This is a genomic window from Streptomyces sp. NPDC088812, from assembly GCF_044750285.1.
Taxonomy (GTDB): domain Bacteria; phylum Actinomycetota; class Actinomycetes; order Streptomycetales; family Streptomycetaceae; genus Streptomyces.
In genome coordinates this window covers 109,058-125,648 of sequence record NZ_JBIVJP010000027.1, presented here as the reverse complement: position 1 = coordinate 125,648, position 16,591 = coordinate 109,058, and the positions used below count along the sequence as shown (strand labels likewise).

Sequence of the window (16,591 nt, the reverse complement as noted above, 5' to 3'; positions counted from 1 at the left end):
GGGAGGCTCCCGGAGAAGTCGTGGCCGTGGGTCATTGCTGGCCGGCGAGTCAGGAAGATAGCTTCGCCCCAGCACCATGCGTCATGTACCTGCCCAGACACGACCTGTGTCCCGGGCGGTCCTGTTCCCGGATGATGTGGAGACCCCATGGCTCATCTGCCGTCCAGACGCCGTCTCGCCCTCGCGGTGCCCGTCGTGCTCTCGCTGACCGCCTCGCTCGGCTTCCTGCCGACGGCGGCCGCGGCGGCCCCGGTCACGGCCTCCGCCACGGAGGCGGCCGACGCCGGCACCCTGGCGTACGTCGTCAACACGAGGGTGGACCACCGCACGATCGGGTCGGTGAAGGAGGCGATCACCGCGGCCGGCGGCACCGTCACCGCGGCCTACGACCGGATCGGCGTGCTCGTCGCGCACTCGGCGGACCCCGGCTTCGGCGCGACGATACGCGCGGTGCGCGGGGTGGAGTCGGCGGGTGCGACCCGTACGGCGCCGCTGAGCCCGGCGGGGACCACCGACGAGGGCGCGGCGCAGCTGCTGTCGGAGGCGGACGCGGCGAGGACCGCGAGCGCGTCGGCGGCGGCGGGCGAGAGCGAGCCCCTCGAGGCCGACCAGTGGGACCTGCGTGCGATCGGCGCCGACAAGGCCGCCGAGATCGACCCGGGCAGCAGGGACGTGACGGTCGCCGTGATCGACACCGGCGTCGACGACACCCACCCGGATCTCGCCCCGAACTTCTCCGCGTCCCAGTCGGCCAACTGCGTCGGCGGCGTCGCGGACACCTCCGAGGGCGCCTGGCGCCCGTACACCGCTGACGACTACCACGGCACGCACGTCGCCGGTGAGATCGCGGCGGCCCGCAACGGCATCGGCGTGGCCGGTGTGGCGCCCGGGGTGAAGGTCGCCAGCATCAAGGTGAGCGACCCCGTGGACGGCCTCTTCTACCCGGAGAACGTCGTCTGCGCCTTCGTGTTCGCCGCCGACCACGGCGTCGAGATCACGAACAACAGCTACTACGTGGACCCGTGGCTGTACAACTGCCTGGACGACCCCGACCAGAGGGCCATCGTCGACGCGGTCAACAGGGCGCAGCTGTACGCCCAGAAGAAGGGCACGCTCAACGTCGCCTCCGCGGGCAACTCCAACCACGACCTGGACGCCGACGAGGTCGTCGACTCCAGCAGCCCGGACGACTCCACGCCGGTGACGCGGACGGTCGACCCGCACACCTGCCTCGACGTGCCGACCCAGCTGCCGGGCGTGGTCACGGTGAGCGCGACGGGCGTCAAGGGCACCAAGTCGTACTACTCCAGCTACGGCCTGGGCGTCGTCGACGTGGCGGCTCCGGGCGGCGACCGGTACCAGGTCCCGGACACCCCGTCGGCCAACGGCCGCATCCTGTCGACGATGCCGAACGACGCGTACGGCTTCCTCCAGGGCACCTCGATGGCGTCCCCGCACGTCGCCGGGGTGGCGGCGCTGCTGAAGTCGACGTACCCGTCCGCGTCCCCGGCGACGCTGCAGGCGCTGCTCAAGGCGCAGGCGGACAACCCCGGGTGCCCGGCCGAGCCGTACGACGGCAACGGTGACGGCGTGGTGGACGCCACGTGCGCGGGCGGCACGCGGTTCAACGGATTCTTCGGCTTCGGCGTCGTGAACGCGTTGCGCGCCGTGAAGTAGCCGGAGGCCCGGGCCTCTTCCCGGGGCCGGGCGGGGTGTCCCGTCCGGCCCCCGCCCTGCCCGGGTCCGGACGGGCGGGTGCGCAGGTGGGCGGGTGGCCGAGAGAGGTGCCTGGGCCTGTGGCGATCCGGCCGGTGATGCATGTTCCGGCCGGTGATGCATGTTCCGGCCGGTTCCGGCCGGTGATGCGTAGGGTGCGGTCATGATGGATATCGCGTCCGCCTGGGCGGACCTGGGCGGCCGCCCCGCCCTCCTCGCGCGCGTGACGGCCCTTCCGCGGGAGGGCGTCCTCCCCTCCCGGCTTCCGGTACGGGAACTGGCGCGGGCCTGCGTCGGCGCGTGCGCGCTCGCCGGAGCCGAGCTCGCGGCGGTACGGGCCGGGCTCACCGAGGTGCCGCGGGTGCGGGTGGACGACGGGGCGGTGGCCACCGCGTTCGTCAGCGAGCGCCATCTGCTGGTCGACGGGCGGGCGCCCGTCTCCTTCGCGCCGCTGTCGCGGTTCTGGCGGACGGCCGACGGCTGGGTGCGCACGCACGCCAACTACCCGCACCACCGTGAGCGATTGCTGCGGGCCCTGGACCTGCCCGGCGATGCGGGTCCGGCCTCCGTCGAGGCGGCCCTCACCGGGCGCTCCGCCCTGGAGGTGGAGGAGACGGTGACCGCCGCCTCGGGCCTGGCCGTGGCGCTGCGCACGCCCGCGGAGTGGGCCGCGCACCCGCAGGCGGCGGAGATCGCCCGTCGGCCGCTCGTCGAGAGCGCGGCCCTGGACACCGCGCCCGCGCGTGCGCTGCCGCCCCTCGACGGCACTCCCCTGCTGCCGGCCGCCGGGCTGCGCGTGCTGGACCTGACCCGGGTCATCGCCGGTCCGGTCGCCACCCGCACCCTCGCGCTGCTGGGCGCGGACGTCCTGCGCGTCGACGCACCCCACCTGCCCGAGCTCCCCGACCAGCACGCCGACACGGGGTTCGGGAAACGGTCGGCGGCCCTGGATCTCGGCGTCGACCGGCGGACGTTCGAGGAACTGCTCGCCACGGCGGACGTCGTCGTCACGGGGTACCGGCCCGCGGCCCTGGACCGGTTCGGCCTCTCGCCCGAGGCGCTGGCCGAGCGCCGGCCCGGGCTGGTCGTCGCGCAGTTGTCGGCGTGGGGGGCGTACGGGCCGTGGGGCGGGCGGCGTGGCTTCGACAGCCTCGTCCAGGCCGCGACGGGCATCGCCGCCGTCGAGGGGACGGCCGGGCGGCCCGGCGCACTGCCCGCCCAGGCGCTCGACCACGGCACGGGGTACCTCCTGGCGGCGGCGGTCCTGCGCGCGCTGACCGACCGGTCGGCGCAGGGCGGCGGCCGGGTGCTGCGGCTGGCACTGGCCCGGACGGCGGCTTGGCTGACGGAGGGGGTACGGCCGGGCGGGGTGGAGGTCGGTGTCGCGTCGGCGGGCGGGGGCGGCGAAGGGGCTGACGCCGCCTCGGCGGGCCGGAGCAGGGGCGGCGCCGGCTCGGCGGGCGGAGGCAGAGGCGGCGCCGACTCGGCAGGCGGAGGCAGAGGCGGCGCCGACTCGGCAGGCGGAGGCAGAGGCGGCGCCGACTCGGCGGGCGGAGGCGGGGTCAACGCCGCCCCGGCGGGCGGCGAAGGGGCCGACGTCGGCCACGACGAAGTCGCACCCGGACCCCGCGAGAGCAGCCACGACGAACCCACACCCCGACTCCCCGAGACCCCGCACGACGAACCCTCCCCTCGGTCCGCCGAGACCGCGCACAGCGGGTCCGCTGGCTGGCTCGCCGAGGCCGACAGTCGGCTCGGGCGGCTGCGGTACGCGCTCCCGCCGGTGTCCTTCGACGGCGGGCCGGTCGACTGGGCCGGGCCGCCGGGGCCCTGGGGGGCTGATCCGGCACGCTGGGCGGGGTGAGCGGCCGGCCCGGCGGCGCCGTCGCGCCAGGGGCGGGTGAGCCTGCCCGGCGGCGGGCGGGAGCGGTGCCCCGCCGCCCCGGCCTCACGCCCCCGCCGCCCCCAGCAGGATCCCGGCCGCGTGCGTCACCCCCATCGCCAGGGCCCCGCCGCCGACGTTCCTCACCACCGCGCGCCGCGGTTGCGCCGCGCCCAGCCGGGCGCTGGTCCATCCCGTGCAGGCGAGGGCGAGCAGCACCGAGACCACCGTCACCGGCAGCCGCCGGTCCGGCGGCGGCAGCACGATCGCCAGCAGCGGCAGCAGGGCGCCGACCGTGAAGGCGAGGAAGCTGGCCCACGCCGCGTGCCAGGGGTCGGTGAGGTCGTCGGGATCGATCCCGAGCTCCACGCGCGCGTGGGCCCTCAGCGCGTCCCGTCGGGTCAACTGGACGGCCGCCTCCCGGGCCACCTGCCGGCTCAGGCCCCGCTCCTCCAGCAGCACGGTCAGCTCCTCCAGCTCCGCCTCCGGCTGTTCGCGCAGCTCCCGTTTCTCCTGGGCGAGGGCCGCCTCCTCGGAGTCCCGCTGCGTCGACACCGAGACGTACTCCCCCGCCGCCATGGACATCGACCCGGCCAGCAGTCCGGCCAGGCCGGCCGTGAGCAGGGTCGAGCGGTCGCCCGTCGCACCGGCCACGCCGACGACGAGACCGGCGGTGGAGACGATGCCGTCGTTGGCGCCGAGGACGGCGGCGCGCAGCCAGTTGAGGCGGGATCCGAGCGTGCTGTCGTGGGCCTTGCCCGCGGGAGGTTCCGGCGTGGGTTCCGTCACAGGTCGGAGGATCGCACCCCAGGCACCGCCCGCACCGTACCGACGCTCCACGCGCGCGCGGGACGGGGTGTGACACCCCGTCCGGGTGGGCAGGCCGAACTGCCGTGCGCCGCGGGCACCTTCCGTCCGGCTTCGTCCCGCACGCGCGTGTGGCGGTACGCGGGGCCGGGCGGGGACACGTGCGCGGGGTGTCAGTGGTGGCCCGTATCCTCAGGGACCATGCTCGAAGACCGCACGACCACAGCGCCCTCCGCCACGGAGTGGCCGGCCGCGTATCCCCAGGGGTACGCGGTCGTTGACGTGGAGACCACCGGCCTGGCCCGCGACGACCGGATCATCTCCGCCGCCGTCTACCGGCTGGACGCGCGCGGTGAGGTCGAGGACCACTGGTACACGCTGGTCGACCCGGAGCGCGATCCCGGCCCGGTGTGGATCCACGGTCTGACGAGCGACGCCCTGGCCGGGGCGCCCGTGTTCCGGGACGTCGCCGAGGAGTTCGCGGCCCGGCTCGCGGGCCGGGTGCTCGTGGCGCACAACGCGGTCTTCGACTGGCAGATGATCGCGCGGGAGTACGCGCGCGCGGAGCGCGAGGCCCCGGTGAAGCAGCGGCTGTGCACCATCGCCCTCTCGAAGGAGCTGGGCCTGCCGCTGCCCAACCACAAGCTGGAGTCGCTGGCGGCCCACTTCGGCGTGGTCCAGCGGCGGGCGCACCACGCGCTCGACGACGCGCGCGTGCTGGCGGAGGCGTTCCGGCCGAGCCTGCGGGCCGCGGCGGCGGGCGGCGTACGGCTGCCGCTGCACGAGTGCCGCCCGCTGACGGAGTGGCAGGACCGGCCCGCGCCCCGGATCGGACAGCAGCCGGGAGGTTCGGGCGGTTACGGCAGCTATCGGCCGACGAGTTGGCGTCCGTCCCGGAAACGCCCGGTATGCCCCTACCCCAACCCCGGCCGGTACGAAGAGGGCAGAAGGCTGAAGCAGGGCATGCGGGTGGCGTTCTCGGGCGACACGTCCGTCGACCGCGAGCTGCTGGAGGACCGTGCGGCGGAGGCGGGGCTGCACGTGGCGACGAGCCTGTCACGGCTGACCAGCCTGCTGGTCACCAACGACCCCGACTCGGGCACGTCGAAGGTGGTCAAGGCGCGCCAGTTCGGGACGCCGGTGGTCGACGAGGCCGCCTTCGGGCAACTGCTGCGGGACGTCGAGCCCGCGGAAGGATGACCGCAGCGGACGGGGGCACCACGGACGGAAACACCACGGACGGGTGACGCCCGCGGACGGATGACGCCCGCGGACGGGGCACCACGGACGGATGCCCCCCCGCGGACGGGCGACGCCCTGCCGGACGGGTGTCCCTTACAGGCGGGTGTCCCCTGCGGACGGGTGCCCCCCGCACGCCGGACGGGCGGGGCCGCCGACCGCCTCGCCGCGACCCGTACGTACGGGTGATTGCCGTACGACTCGCCCGCCGCCCGCTCGCCCGCGCCACCGCGACCGCTCACCCTGTGGCCCATGGCGACCTGTGAAGTCTGCGGAAACAACTACGGCATGACCTTCGAGGTGCACGCGCAGGGCGCGGTGCACGTCTTCGACTGCTTCTCCTGCGCGATCCACCGCATGGCCCCCATCTGTGAGCACTGTCGTGTTCAGATCATCGGTCAGGGTGTCGACGTCGAGGGCCACTGGTACTGCGGTGCGCACTGCGCGCGGGCGGAGGGGAAGGTGGGCATCGTCGACCGCGTCTGAGCGCCCCCTGCCCGAGGCACCCCACGGCCCGGGAGGTACGGTCGTGGGGTGTACCGCTTCCTGTTGTCCCGGCAGTGGGTGATCCTCACGCTGGTCGCCCTCCTCCTCATCCCCACGATGATCAGGCTGGGCTTCTGGCAGATGCACCGCTACGAGGAGCGCACCGCCCGCAACCAGCTGGTCTCCGACGCGCTCACCGCCGACCCGGTGCCCGTGGAGAGGCTGACCGCCCCGGGGCACACCGTCACCACCGGCGAGCGGTACCGCACCGTGACGGCCGAGGGCCGCTTCGACCCCGAGCGGGAGGTCGTGGTCCGGCGGCGCGTCAACGCGGACGAGGAGGTCGGCTTCCACGTCCTGACCCCGTTCGTCCTGACGGACGGCACGGTGCTGCTGGTCAACCGCGGCTGGATCCCCGCCGACGGCGCGAGCCAGACCGAGTTCCCGAAGGTTCCGGCACCCCCCACCGGCACGATCACCGTCACCGGGCGGCTGATGCCCGACGAGACGACCGAGGCGAGCGGCATCAAGAACCTCGACGGGCTGCCGGACCGGCAGGTCATGCTGATCAACAGTGAGCAGGAGGCGGAGCGCCTCGGTGCCCGGGTGCTCGGCGGCTACGTCGTGCAGACCGCGCCCGAGCCCCGGGGCGACACCCCGGAACTGATCGGCAAGCCCGGCAACGAGGACGCCGCACTGAACTACGCCTACGCCATCCAGTGGTGGCTGTTCTCCGCGGGCGTGCCCGTCGGCTGGGTGGTCCTGGTCCGCCGGGAGCGACGGGACCGGACCCAGGCGGCCCGTCAGGAGACCGACCGGACGGAACCGGCGACGGTGCAGCCGGGGCCGGTGTAGCCGGGGCCGGCGGCACGGCCGGTCCGGACCGCGTGTCACTCCCCCGGCCGCTCCCCTGATTGCCCCCGGGGCGAGCCGGGAACCCGCACCCCGTGCACCCCCGTATCGAGGACTACGCCGTGATCGGCGACGAACAGACCGCCGCGCTGATCGGCACGGACGGCTCCATCGACTGGCTGTGCCTGCCCCGCTTCGACTCCGGCGCCTGTTTCGCCCGCCTCCTCGGCGACGAGCGCAACGGCCACTGGCGCATCGCGCCCAAGGGCGTCGACGGGCCCTGCACACGGCGCGCCTACCGCCCCGACACCCTCGTCCTGGACACCGAGTGGGAGACGGACGAGGGGGCGGTCCGCGTCACCGACCTGATGCCGCAGCGTGACCGCGCCCCCGACGTCGTACGCGTCGTGCAGGGCCTGCGCGGCCGGGTCACCGTCCGCTCCACGCTGCGGCTGCGCTTCGACTACGGCTGGGTCGTCCCCTGGATGCGCCGGGTCGACGGCCACCGGGTGGCGGTCGCCGGACCGGACGCGGTCTGGTTCCGCAGCGAACCCGCCGTGCGCACATGGGGCGAGGACTTCGGCACGCACGCGGAGTTCACCGTCGCCGAGGGCGAGTCGGTGGCGTTCGTACTGACCTGGCACGCCTCGCACCACGCACGGCCGCCGCTCGTCGACCCGTACGAGGCGCTGCGGTCCAGCGTCGAGGACTGGCAGGCGTGGTCGGCCCGCTGCCGCTACGACGGACCGCACCGGGACGCCGTCGTGCGCTCCCTCATCACGCTGAAGGCCCTCACCTACGTACCGACGGGCGGTATCGTCGCCGCGCTCACCACCTCCCTGCCGGAGGAGATCGGCGGGCTGCGCAACTGGGACTACCGCTACTGCTGGCTGCGCGACTCCACCCTCACCCTCGGCGCGCTGCTGGCGGCCGGGTACCAGGAGGAGGCCGAGGCCTGGCGCGACTGGCTGCTGCGCGCCGTCGCGGGCGACCCGGCGGACCTGCAGATCATGTACGGGCTGGGCGGCGAGCGCCGGCTGCCCGAGTGCGAACTGCCCTGGCTGTCCGGGTACCTGGACTCCCGGCCCGTGCGCATCGGCAACGGAGCCGTGAACCAGCTGCAACTGGACGTCTACGGCGAGGTCATGGACTCCCTGTCCCTCGCCCGCGCCGCGGGCATGTCGCCCAAACCGCACATATGGTCGTTGCAGTGTTCGCTGATGACCTGGCTGAGCGAGCACTGGCGGCAGCCGGACGAGGGGCTGTGGGAGGTGCGGGGCGGCCGCCGTCAGTTCGTGCACTCCAAGGTGATGGTGTGGGTGGCCGCCGACCGGGCCGTGACCGCGCTGGAACGCCACCCCGAGCTGAAGGGCGACCTGGAGGGCTGGCGGGCGTTGCGCGACGAGGTGCACCGCGAGGTGTGCGCTAAGGGCTACGACGCCGAGCGGAACACCTTCACCCAGTCCTACGGCTCGCGCGAGCTGGACGCCTCGCTGCTGCTGATCCCCCGGGTCGGCTTCCTGCCGCCCGACGACCCGCGCGTGGTCGGCACCGTCGACGCGGTCCGCGCGGAGCTCGGCCACGGCGGCCTGGTCCGCCGCTACAGCACCGACGGCACCACGGTCGACGGCCTCCCCGGCGACGAGGGCACCTTCCTGGCGTGCTCGTTCTGGCTCGCCGACGCGCTGCACCTGACGGGCCGTACGCGGGAGGCCCGCGAGCTGTTCGAGCGGCTGGTGGGTCTGGCCAACGACGTGGGGCTGCTGGCCGAGGAGTACGACCCGGTGAGCGGCCGCCACCTCGGCAACTACCCCCAGGCGTTCAGCCACATCGGCCTGGTCAACACCGCCCTCACCCTGTTCGGCGGCGAGGAGGCAGGATAGGGGCATGGATCTTGGACTGAGGGACCGGGTGTACGTCGTCACCGGGGCCACGCGCGGCCTCGGGAACGCCGCCGCGCGCGAGCTGGTCGCCGACGGCGCGAAGGTGGTCGTCACCGGGCGGGACGCGCAGCGCACCGCCGACGCGGCGCGGGAACTGGGGCCGAACGCGGTCGGGGTGGCCGTCGACAACGCCGACCCGCAGGCGCCCGCGCGGCTGATCGCGACGGCCCGCGAGCACTTCGGCGGCTTCGACGGCGTGCTCGTCAGCGTCGGCGGCCCGCCGCCGGGGTTCGTCGCCGACAACACCGACGAGCAGTGGCAGGCGGCGTTCGAGTCGGTGTTCCTCGGCGCCGTCCGGCTCGCGCGGGCGGCCGCCGCCGAGCTGGAGGACGGTGGTGTCATCGGGTTCGTGCTGTCCGGTTCGGTGCACGAGCCGATCCCCGGGCTGACGATCTCGAACGGGCTGCGGCCGGGGCTCGCGGGGTTCGCGAAGTCGCTGGCGGACGAGCTGGGACCGCGGGGCGTCCGAGTCGTGGGCCTGCTGCCGGCGCGGATCGACACGGACCGCGTGCGCGAGCTGGACGGCCTGTCGGCCGATCCGGAGGCCACGCGGGCCGCCCACGAGTCCCGCATCCCGCTGCGGCGGTACGGCAGGCCGGAGGAGTTCGGCAGGACGGCGGCGTTCCTGCTGTCCCCGGGTGCCTCCTACCTCACCGGCATCATGGTGCCGGTCGACGGCGGCATGCGGCACGGCTTCTGAGCACGGGGCCGACGCCCGCCTCCCGGCCGACCGGAGGACACACGGGCGCGGCCCGGCGGGCCGCGCCCGCCGTACGACCGGCGAGACGGCACGGACTCCGACCGGCGGCACGGCACCGTCCGGACGGCCGAACGGCTCCGGCAGGCCGGAGGGGCCGCGGTCGCGGGCTCCGGCCGGCAAGGCCGGGCGCGGCCCCTGGAGAGCGCGGCGCCGGACGCCGGGGTTCGTCGGTCGACGGGTCGGCCGGTCCGCGTGTGCACCGGCCCGGCGGGCCCGGCCCGCCGGAGCAGCGGAACCGCGCCCCGGTCCTCCGGCCGGCGGGTCCTACGTCAGCCCGCCCGCCGGTCCTACGTCAGCCCGCCCGCCGGTCCGCGTACGGACCGGCCCGGCGGGCCCGGTCGGGCGGGATCGCACCCCGGTCCGCCGGCCCACCCCGCCGCGGTGCGCCGGCCCACCCCGTCCCGGTCCGTCGGCCCACCCGGCCCGCGGTGCGCCGACGGACCGCGGGCCGCTCAGCTCACCCGTTCGGCCTTGTGTCTGGCCGTGCGCAGGCGGACCTCCGCCGGGAGGGAGCCCAGGGCCGCGGAGTCCCGGGCGTGGGTCAGGGAGTCGGCCGTCAGGTGGTGCAGGGCGTCCGCCGGGTCGACGTGCGGCTCCAGCAGGAGACGGACGCGGACCTCGGGGGCGTCCCTGCGGCCCGTCAGGTGGGCGTGGGCGTGGGCCACGCCGTCCAGACGGGTCGCGTCGGTGGCCAGGACCCCCTCCAGGGCCCGGCCGCGCAGCAGGGCGCCCGCGCCGTCGCCGGTGTCGACGAGGACCTCGCCGAGCCGGTGGCGGCGCAGGACCGCGACCAGCCACCACAGGGCGAGCAGGACGAGGACCGTGAGGGCGGCGAGCACGGCCGGCCACCACCAGGCCTCGCCACGCCAGTGGGTGCGCTCGGCGGTGCTGAGGAGCACGTCGTGGGGACCGTCGTGGATCCACCAGGAGGGCGGGGAGACGCCGAGGCCGACGGCCAGCACCGCGCCGCCGAGGGCGAGCAGGACGAGGCCCACGAGCCCCAGCACCACCCGGTCGACCGTTCTGAGCACCGCCCTCACCCCTTTCCGCCGAGCCGGCGCACGTGCACCTTCAGCGCGGGCGGACGGGCCAGGCCCAGACCACGGACCGCGTCACCGAGCACGGCGTCCAGGTCGGCGCGTACGTCGTCCAGGTCCCGGAAGTGGGAGACCGCGCGGACGTCGGCCCTGCGGCGGCCGACGCGGACCCGCACGGACTGCACACCGGCGACCTCCATGGCCCGGTCGCGCAGCACCAGCGCGGCGGCGCCGCGGCTGAGACCGGCGCGGACCTCCGGCCGGCTGCGCCGCATGGGCAGCACGTCGCGCAGGCCCGGCGTCATCGCGAGGACGATCAGCCACAGGCCGACGGCGACGGCGCCGCCCGCGCCGACGAGCACCCAGGTGTCGTCCAGGGGCCGTTCGGCGAGCTGCCGGGCGAGTTCCCGGCGCGCCTGGAGGGCGGGCCGGTCGGCGCGGACGGCGGCGATGTCGTACAGGAACGCGCCCGCGAGGCCCAGGAGCACGAGGGCGACGACGGCCGCCGGGACGCGGCGCGCCGACCAGAAGCGGCCGCTGCTCGCCGCGGGAGCGGGCTCGGTCTCCGGTGTCTGCGGTGCGTCGTCGGGTGTCTTCTCCAGGACCGGTAGCCGCTGTGTGGTGCCCTCGGAGCCCCGGGGCTCGCTCATCGCGTCCTCCCGTGTGCCACGCCGTGTGCCGCCGTCGGATGCAGCCGTTCGACCCTGACGGCGACTTCCGGCACCTCCATTCCCACCAACGCGCCTACCCGCTCGGTGACATGACGACGCACCGCGTGACAGCGCGGGCCGATGTCGGCCGGATAGCCGAGTTCGAGGTGGACGCTGATGTGGGCGGCCTCGACGGGCGTCCCCCCGCTCGAACGGTGGGAGGAGTGGGGGCGTACGACGATGGTGGCGTGCGGGCGCGCGGCCTCCGGCGGCAGGGGGCCCACCGCCTCCCGGGCGGCCTGGGCCGCCACCTTGGCGACGACCCGGTCGGCGATCCGCGTCGCGCCGCGCTCCCGCGGCGGGACGACGTCCGGACCCCGGCCGGGCGCGTCGTTTCCCACGCTCACGGAGGTCACCGGCGGCGGCCGTCACGCGTGCGGAAGAGGTCGCCGAGCTCCAGGTCCCCTTCCAGGAACCGGCCGACGACGAAGCCGACGGCGCCCAGCGCCGCCACCAGCAGAAAAGCCCCGAACCCGCCGAAGTACCCGGCGAAGCCCAGCGCCATGCCGGCGATCAAGCCGACCACGGCCATGCTCAAGGTGGTCTCCCCTCACCGGTCGCCCGGGTGGCGTGTCACTGGATCCGGGTTTCCGGTTCCTCTTCTTCTTCCTCCGGCAGTTTCACGTCGCTCACCGCGATGTTGACCTCGACGACCTCCAGCCCGGTCATCCGTTCCACGGCCGCGACCACGTTCTCCCGCACGTCCCGGGCGACGTCCGCGATGGCGACGCCGTAGTCGACGACGATCTCCAGGTCGAGCGCGGTCTGCACCTCGCCGACCTCGGCCTTGACGCCCCGGGTCACCGACTTCGACCCGCCGGGCACCCGCTCCCGCACCGCGCCGATGGTGCGGCTGAGACCGCTGCCCATGGCATGGACGCCGACGACGTCCCGTGCCGCCAGTCCGGCGATCTTCTCCACGACTCCGTCGGCGATGGTGGTGCGGCCCCGGCTGCCCGGGGCGCCCCCGCCGCGCCTGGTGGGCCTGCGGGTCTGCGCCGGATCGGTTCCCACGTCCGGGGTCTGCGTCCGGTTCTGCTCCGATGTCTCGCTCATCACCGTACGTCCTTTTCGGTCGTATTCCTTCGACCACGGTAAGCGCGGTTGCCCGGGCGCGCGCCAGGGATGGGGCAGGCTGGAGGAATGACGGCGGACAGATGGACGCGTGCGGTACGGGACCAGCTCGGTCTGGGCAGGCTGCTCCCTCTGGGTGGGCCGCGGGACGGCGCCTGGATCGCGGAGAGCGCGGCGGAGGTGGTGCTGCGCCGGGCGGTGGGGGGACTGGGGGGCGTGCGCCTGGGGGTGCTGCGGATCGCGCCGGCCGATCCGGAGGGCGGGTACGAGCCGGTCGTCCCGGCGCCGCCGAGCGCGCTGCCGCCGGGGCCGCTCCGGGTGACGGCGGACTTCGCCGCGGAGGCCGCCGAGCCCCTGCCGGCCGTCGCGGCCCGGCTGCGGACGGCGCTGGCGACGGTCGCGGCGGAGCGGCTCGGGCTGGAGGTGGCGGAGGTGGACCTGCGGGTGACGGCCCTCCTCGACCGGGGCGAGGAGGATGCGGGGGGCCGGGAACCGGAGTGGGTGCCGGGCGGCCGGGTCGTCCTGCGGCTGTCGGGGGCGGCCGGGGAGGGGGACGAGGCGCGCGTCGCCGCGGCGGTTCTCGCCGTGCCGGGGGTGACGGGGCTGACGGCCGCGCTCGGACGGGCGGTGCGGATCGAGGCGCGGCGGGGCGGGACGGCCGCCGCGCTGCCGCGCTCCCACGCGCGCGTGGAGTTCGGGGTGGGGGCGGACCACCGGGCCCTGGATGTGGCCCGGGAGGTCCGCGGCGCGGTCGCGGAGGTGCTGCGGGATCAGCAGCCGACGGTGGCGGTGCTGGTCACCGCGGTGAGCTGAGCCCGCTCGTGCACCGGCGCACGCTCGGCCACCGGCGCGCGCCCCTTCACCGGCGCCCGTTCACCGGTGCGTGCGTGCGGCGACCGCGCGCCCGTGCGCTCCTGCCCGTTCATTCACCGACGCCCGCCAGATCCCGCAGCCGTCGGGCCTGGGCGGCGCGTTCGGCGGCCCGCTGCTCGTCGTAGGTGCGGTCGCCGGCGCCGCGCAGCAGTGCCTTGGTCTCGACGACCGCGTCCCTGGGCGCGGCCAGGATCGCCGTGGCCAGGTCGCGCACCGTCGCGTCCAGCTCGGCCACGGGCACGGCGACGGTGGCGAGGCCGGAGCCGACCGCCTCCTCCGCGTGCACGAAACGGCCGGTCAGGCACATCTCGACGGCCCGGCCGTAGCCGACCAGGCTGACGAGGGGGTGCGTACCGGTGAGGTCGGGCACCAGTCCGAGGCTGGTCTCGCGCATCGCGAACTGCACGTCGTCGGCGACGACGCGCAGGTCACAGGCGAGCGCCAGCTGGAAGCCGGCGCCGATGGCGTGGCCCTGGACGGCGGCGATCGACACCAGGTCGTTCCGTCGCCACCAGGTGAAGCCCTCCTGGAACCCGGCGATGGCGGCGTCGAGTTCGGCGTCGCCACTGCGCGCGAGGTCGATGAAGGAGGGTTCGCCCTCGATCCCCTCGGGCGTGAACATCTGCCGGTCGAGCCCGGCGGAGAAGGACTTGCCCTCGCCGCGCAGCACGACCACCCGGACGGAGCCCGGCAGCCGGCGCCCGGCTTCGGCGAGCGCGCGCCACAGGGCGGGGCTCTGCGCGTTGCGCTTGGCCGGGTTGGTCAGCGTCACCGTGGCGAGCGCGTCGTCGACGGTGAGCCGTACGCCGTCCTGGTCGAGCAGGGGAGCGAGTTCCTGGTCGGGCGAAGCCATGGGGCGCCTCCGATGGGTGCGGTCCGCGGAGCGATGCGGGAAGCATCGCTAAGTGACTGCACAGTAACCACCCGGCCGGTCCACGGATCCCCCGGGCCCCTCACGGGCCCGGGGGGAGATCGACCGGGTGGCCACCATCGAAGCCGGTGGGCCGCCCGGGATCAGGACGAGGCGGCCTTCTTGCCCCGCGTCGCACCGCCACGCCCACGAAGCGTGACGCCCGACTCGCTGAGCATCCGGTGGACGAAGCCATACGAGCGGCCGGTTTCCTCGGCCAGTGCCCGGATGCTCGCACCGGAGTCGTACTTTTTCTTCAGGTCTGCCGCGAGCTTGTCGCGCGCGGCGCCGGTCACCCGGCTGCCCTTCTTCAGAGTCTCGGCCACCCGTGCCTCCTCATGGGAAGTGCGCTCTGGTCTCCTCATGATCACCCCTCCGGGGCGTGATGGCCACCCATTCGGCAAGGTCCGTGCGACAGGGTTGTGACGACAGGAGCACGTCCCCACAAGTGGAATCCGCCATTCCGCGCGGCGGCGTTCGTGGGGCCGAACGGGGGCATTCGAGAAGTGCCAGGTCAGGGACGCACGACGGCCGATCCCTTGTCGACAAAGGGATCGGCCGGGAGATGGGTGTAGGACACACCTCGATACGAGGAGATCTCACACAGATGATGGATCACCGGTAGGCCGAATGATCCATACGCCGTGGATCACCCGTTCGATCACGCCAGGGCGACGAGATCCGCGTAGTCGGAGCCCCACAGGTCCTCGACACCGTCGGGGAGCAGGATGATCCGCTCGGGCTGGAGGGCCTCGACGGCGCCCTCGTCGTGGGTGACTAGGACGACGGCGCCCTTGTAGGTGCGCAGCGCGCCGAGGATCTCCTCGCGGCTGGCCGGGTCGAGGTTGTTGGTGGGCTCGTCGAGCAGCAGCACGTTGGCGGAGGAGACCACGAGGGTGGCCAGGGCCAGACGGGTCTTCTCACCGCCGGAGAGGACGCCGGCCGGCTTGTCGACGTCGTCGCCGGAGAATAGGAACGAGCCGAGCACCTTGCGGACCTCGACGAGGTCCATGTCGGGCGCGGCGGAGCGCATGTTCTCCAGGACCGTGCGGTCCGGGTCCAGGGTCTCGTGCTCCTGGGCGTAGTAGCCGAGCTTGAGGCCATGGCCGGGGACGACCTTGCCGGTGTCGGGCCGCTCCACTCCGCCGAGCAGGCGCAGCAGGGTGGTCTTGCCGGCGCCGTTGAGGCCGAGGATGACGACCCGGGAGCCCTTGTCGATGGCCAGGTCGACGTCGGTGAAGATCTCCAGCGAGCCGTACGACTTCGACAGGCCCTCCGCCATCAGCGGGGTCCTGCCGCAGGGCGCGGGCTCGGGGAAGCGGAGCTTGGCGACCTTGTCGGAGACGCGGACCGCCTCCAGGCCGGAGAGCAGCTTGTCGGCGCGGCGGGCCATGTTCTGCGCGGCGACCGTCTTGGTGGCCTTGGCGCGCATCTTGTCGGCCTGCGAATGCAGTGCGGCGGCCTTCTTCTCGGCGTTGGCGCGCTCGCGCTTGCGGCGCTTCTCGTCGGCCTCGCGCTGCTGCTGGTAGAGCTTCCAGCCCATGTTGTAGACGTCGATCTGGGAGCGGTTGGCGTCCAGGTAGAACACCTTGTTGACGACCGTCTCGACCAGGTCGACGTCGTGGGAGATGACGATGAAGCCGCCGCGGTAGGTCTTGAGGTAGTCCCGCAGCCAGACGATCGAGTCGGCGTCGAGGTGGTTGGTCGGCTCGTCGAGGAGCAGGGTGTCCGCGTCGGAGAACAGGATGCGGGCCAGCTCGACCCGGCGGCGCTGACCGCCGGAGAGCGTGTGCAGGGGCTGGCCGAGCACGCGGTCGGGCAGGTTGAGCGCGGCGGCGATGGTGGCGGCCTCGGCCTCGGCGGCGTACCCGCCCTTGGTGAGGAACTCGGTCTCCTGGCGCTCGTACTGCTTGAGCGCCTTCTCGCGGGTGGAGCCCTGGCCGCCCGCGATGCGCTGCTCGTTCTCGCGCATCTTGCGGATCAGGACGTCGAGGCCGCGCGCGGAGAGAATGCGGTCGCGGGCGAGGACGTCGAGGTCGCCGGTGCGGGGGTCCTGCGGGAGGTAGCCGACCTCGCCGGAGCGGGTGACCTGGCCGCCGGCGGGGATGCCCTCGCCCGCCAGGACCTTGGTCAGGGTCGTCTTGCCGGCGCCGTTGCGGCCGACCAGGCCGATGCGGTCGCCCTTGGCGACGCGGAAGGAGGCGTTCTCGATGAGGATGCGGGCACCGGCGCGCAGCTCGATGCCGGAGGCGGAGATCACGGTCAGACTCCTGTGCGGGGTCGTTGGCGGGATGGGCGGCTG

17 protein-coding genes are annotated in these 16,591 nt (G+C 74.5%); 8 read left to right on the top strand and 9 right to left on the bottom strand.

Annotated features, from left to right (window positions below; genetic code table 11):
- The first annotated feature begins 147 nt into the window (after positions 1-147).
- Positions 148-1,677 (top strand): S8 family serine peptidase, encoded by a 1,530-nt coding sequence (locus tag ACIP67_RS36940; protein ID WP_401697817.1) that lies wholly within the window; start codon positions 148-150, stop codon positions 1,675-1,677.
- A gap of 202 nt (positions 1,678-1,879) precedes the next feature.
- On the top strand, positions 1,880-3,580 hold the full coding sequence (locus tag ACIP67_RS36935; RefSeq protein WP_401697815.1) for a CoA transferase: 1,701 nt from the start codon (positions 1,880-1,882) through the stop codon (positions 3,578-3,580).
- Positions 3,581-3,664: 84 nt separating this feature from the next.
- On the opposite strand, the gene ACIP67_RS36930 is transcribed toward ACIP67_RS36935, so the two are convergent.
- Positions 3,665-4,387 carry a VIT family protein gene (locus tag ACIP67_RS36930; RefSeq protein WP_401697813.1) on the bottom strand — a complete coding sequence of 241 codons (723 nt, stop codon included), beginning with the start codon at positions 4,385-4,387 and terminating at the stop codon, positions 3,665-3,667.
- 219 nt (positions 4,388-4,606) lie between these two features.
- Here ACIP67_RS36930 and ACIP67_RS36925 point away from each other — a divergent pair, with 219 nt between their 5' ends.
- The 5 genes from ACIP67_RS36925 (at position 4,607) to ACIP67_RS36905 (ending at position 9,625) form a co-directional block, all read left to right on the top strand.
- Positions 4,607-5,605 carry a DEDDh family exonuclease gene (locus tag ACIP67_RS36925; RefSeq protein WP_401697812.1) on the top strand — a complete coding sequence of 333 codons (999 nt, stop codon included), beginning with the start codon at positions 4,607-4,609 and terminating at the stop codon, positions 5,603-5,605.
- A 291-nt stretch (positions 5,606-5,896) separates the two neighbouring features.
- Positions 5,897-6,130, top strand: coding sequence for a hypothetical protein (locus ACIP67_RS36920; protein WP_130437465.1), 234 nt, complete (start codon positions 5,897-5,899; stop codon positions 6,128-6,130).
- A gap of 48 nt (positions 6,131-6,178) precedes the next feature.
- Positions 6,179-6,985 (top strand): SURF1 family protein, encoded by an 807-nt coding sequence (locus tag ACIP67_RS36915; protein ID WP_401697810.1) that lies wholly within the window; start codon positions 6,179-6,181, stop codon positions 6,983-6,985.
- 92 nt (positions 6,986-7,077) lie between these two features.
- Positions 7,078-8,865, top strand: coding sequence for a glycoside hydrolase family 15 protein (locus tag ACIP67_RS36910; RefSeq protein WP_401697808.1), 1,788 nt, complete (start codon positions 7,078-7,080; stop codon positions 8,863-8,865).
- A 4-nt stretch (positions 8,866-8,869) separates the two neighbouring features.
- A complete protein-coding gene (locus tag ACIP67_RS36905; RefSeq protein WP_401697807.1) occupies positions 8,870-9,625 on the top strand; it encodes an SDR family oxidoreductase in 756 nt (251 codons plus the stop codon).
- Between the two features lie 512 nt (positions 9,626-10,137).
- Here ACIP67_RS36905 and amaP read toward each other — a convergent pair.
- The 5 genes from amaP to ACIP67_RS36880 are packed head-to-tail and all read right to left on the bottom strand — an operon-like array spanning position 10,138 to position 12,488.
- Entirely contained in the window at positions 10,138-10,725 is a 588-nt protein-coding gene (amaP, locus tag ACIP67_RS36900; RefSeq protein ID WP_401697806.1) for an alkaline shock response membrane anchor protein AmaP, read from the bottom strand.
- Positions 10,722-11,372, bottom strand: a complete 651-nt coding sequence (locus ACIP67_RS36895) for a DUF6286 domain-containing protein (protein ID WP_401697804.1) — start codon at positions 11,370-11,372, stop codon at positions 10,722-10,724. The genes amaP and ACIP67_RS36895 overlap by 4 nt, the downstream gene beginning before the upstream one ends.
- On the bottom strand, positions 11,369-11,788 hold the full coding sequence (locus ACIP67_RS36890) for an Asp23/Gls24 family envelope stress response protein (RefSeq protein ID WP_401697803.1): 420 nt from the start codon (positions 11,786-11,788) through the stop codon (positions 11,369-11,371). The genes ACIP67_RS36895 and ACIP67_RS36890 overlap by 4 nt, the downstream gene beginning before the upstream one ends.
- A complete protein-coding gene (locus tag ACIP67_RS36885; protein ID WP_389524663.1) occupies positions 11,785-11,970 on the bottom strand; it encodes a hypothetical protein in 186 nt (61 codons plus the stop codon). The genes ACIP67_RS36890 and ACIP67_RS36885 overlap by 4 nt, the downstream gene beginning before the upstream one ends.
- A gap of 35 nt (positions 11,971-12,005) precedes the next feature.
- Complete coding sequence (locus tag ACIP67_RS36880) at positions 12,006-12,488, bottom strand: Asp23/Gls24 family envelope stress response protein (protein WP_401697801.1); 483 nt, start codon at positions 12,486-12,488, stop codon at positions 12,006-12,008.
- An 87-nt stretch (positions 12,489-12,575) separates the two neighbouring features.
- On the opposite strand from ACIP67_RS36880, the gene ACIP67_RS36875 reads away from it, so the two are divergent.
- Entirely contained in the window at positions 12,576-13,319 is a 744-nt protein-coding gene (locus ACIP67_RS36875; protein ID WP_401697800.1) for a nucleopolyhedrovirus P10 family protein, read from the top strand.
- Positions 13,320-13,428: 109 nt separating this feature from the next.
- Here the strand turns inward: ACIP67_RS36875 and ACIP67_RS36870 are convergent, their stop codons facing one another.
- The 3 genes from ACIP67_RS36870 to ACIP67_RS36860 all read right to left on the bottom strand — a co-directional run bounded on the left by ACIP67_RS36870 (position 13,429) and on the right by ACIP67_RS36860 (position 16,549).
- Positions 13,429-14,232: an enoyl-CoA hydratase/isomerase family protein gene (locus ACIP67_RS36870; RefSeq protein WP_401697798.1), complete on the bottom strand. Its 804-nt coding sequence runs from the start codon at positions 14,230-14,232 to the stop codon at positions 13,429-13,431.
- 161 nt (positions 14,233-14,393) lie between these two features.
- Positions 14,394-14,615, bottom strand: a complete 222-nt coding sequence (locus tag ACIP67_RS36865; RefSeq protein ID WP_004002281.1) for a helix-turn-helix domain-containing protein — start codon at positions 14,613-14,615, stop codon at positions 14,394-14,396.
- A 335-nt stretch (positions 14,616-14,950) separates the two neighbouring features.
- Positions 14,951-16,549 (bottom strand): ABC-F family ATP-binding cassette domain-containing protein, encoded by a 1,599-nt coding sequence (locus ACIP67_RS36860; protein ID WP_401697796.1) that lies wholly within the window; start codon positions 16,547-16,549, stop codon positions 14,951-14,953.
- Positions 16,550-16,591: the final 42 nt, after the last annotated feature.

Excerpts from the sequence above, each read along its gene's own strand:
- ACIP67_RS36870 (WP_401697798.1), bottom strand. The coding sequence starts at position 14,232 with ATGGCTTCGCCCGACCAGGAACTCGCTCCCCTGCTCGACCAGGACGGC.
- ACIP67_RS36920 (WP_130437465.1), top strand. The coding sequence starts at position 5,897 with ATGGCGACCTGTGAAGTCTGCGGAAACAACTACGGCATGACCTTCGAG.
- ACIP67_RS36905 (WP_401697807.1), top strand. The coding sequence starts at position 8,870 with ATGGATCTTGGACTGAGGGACCGGGTGTACGTCGTCACCGGGGCCACG.
- ACIP67_RS36895 (WP_401697804.1), bottom strand. The coding sequence starts at position 11,372 with ATGAGCGAGCCCCGGGGCTCCGAGGGCACCACACAGCGGCTACCGGTC.
- ACIP67_RS36925 (WP_401697812.1), top strand. The coding sequence starts at position 4,607 with ATGCTCGAAGACCGCACGACCACAGCGCCCTCCGCCACGGAGTGGCCG.
- ACIP67_RS36935 (WP_401697815.1), top strand. The coding sequence starts at position 1,880 with ATGATGGATATCGCGTCCGCCTGGGCGGACCTGGGCGGCCGCCCCGCC.
- ACIP67_RS36875 (WP_401697800.1), top strand. The coding sequence starts at position 12,576 with ATGACGGCGGACAGATGGACGCGTGCGGTACGGGACCAGCTCGGTCTG.
- ACIP67_RS36940 (WP_401697817.1), top strand. The coding sequence starts at position 148 with ATGGCTCATCTGCCGTCCAGACGCCGTCTCGCCCTCGCGGTGCCCGTC.
- ACIP67_RS36880 (WP_401697801.1), bottom strand. The coding sequence starts at position 12,488 with ATGAGCGAGACATCGGAGCAGAACCGGACGCAGACCCCGGACGTGGGA.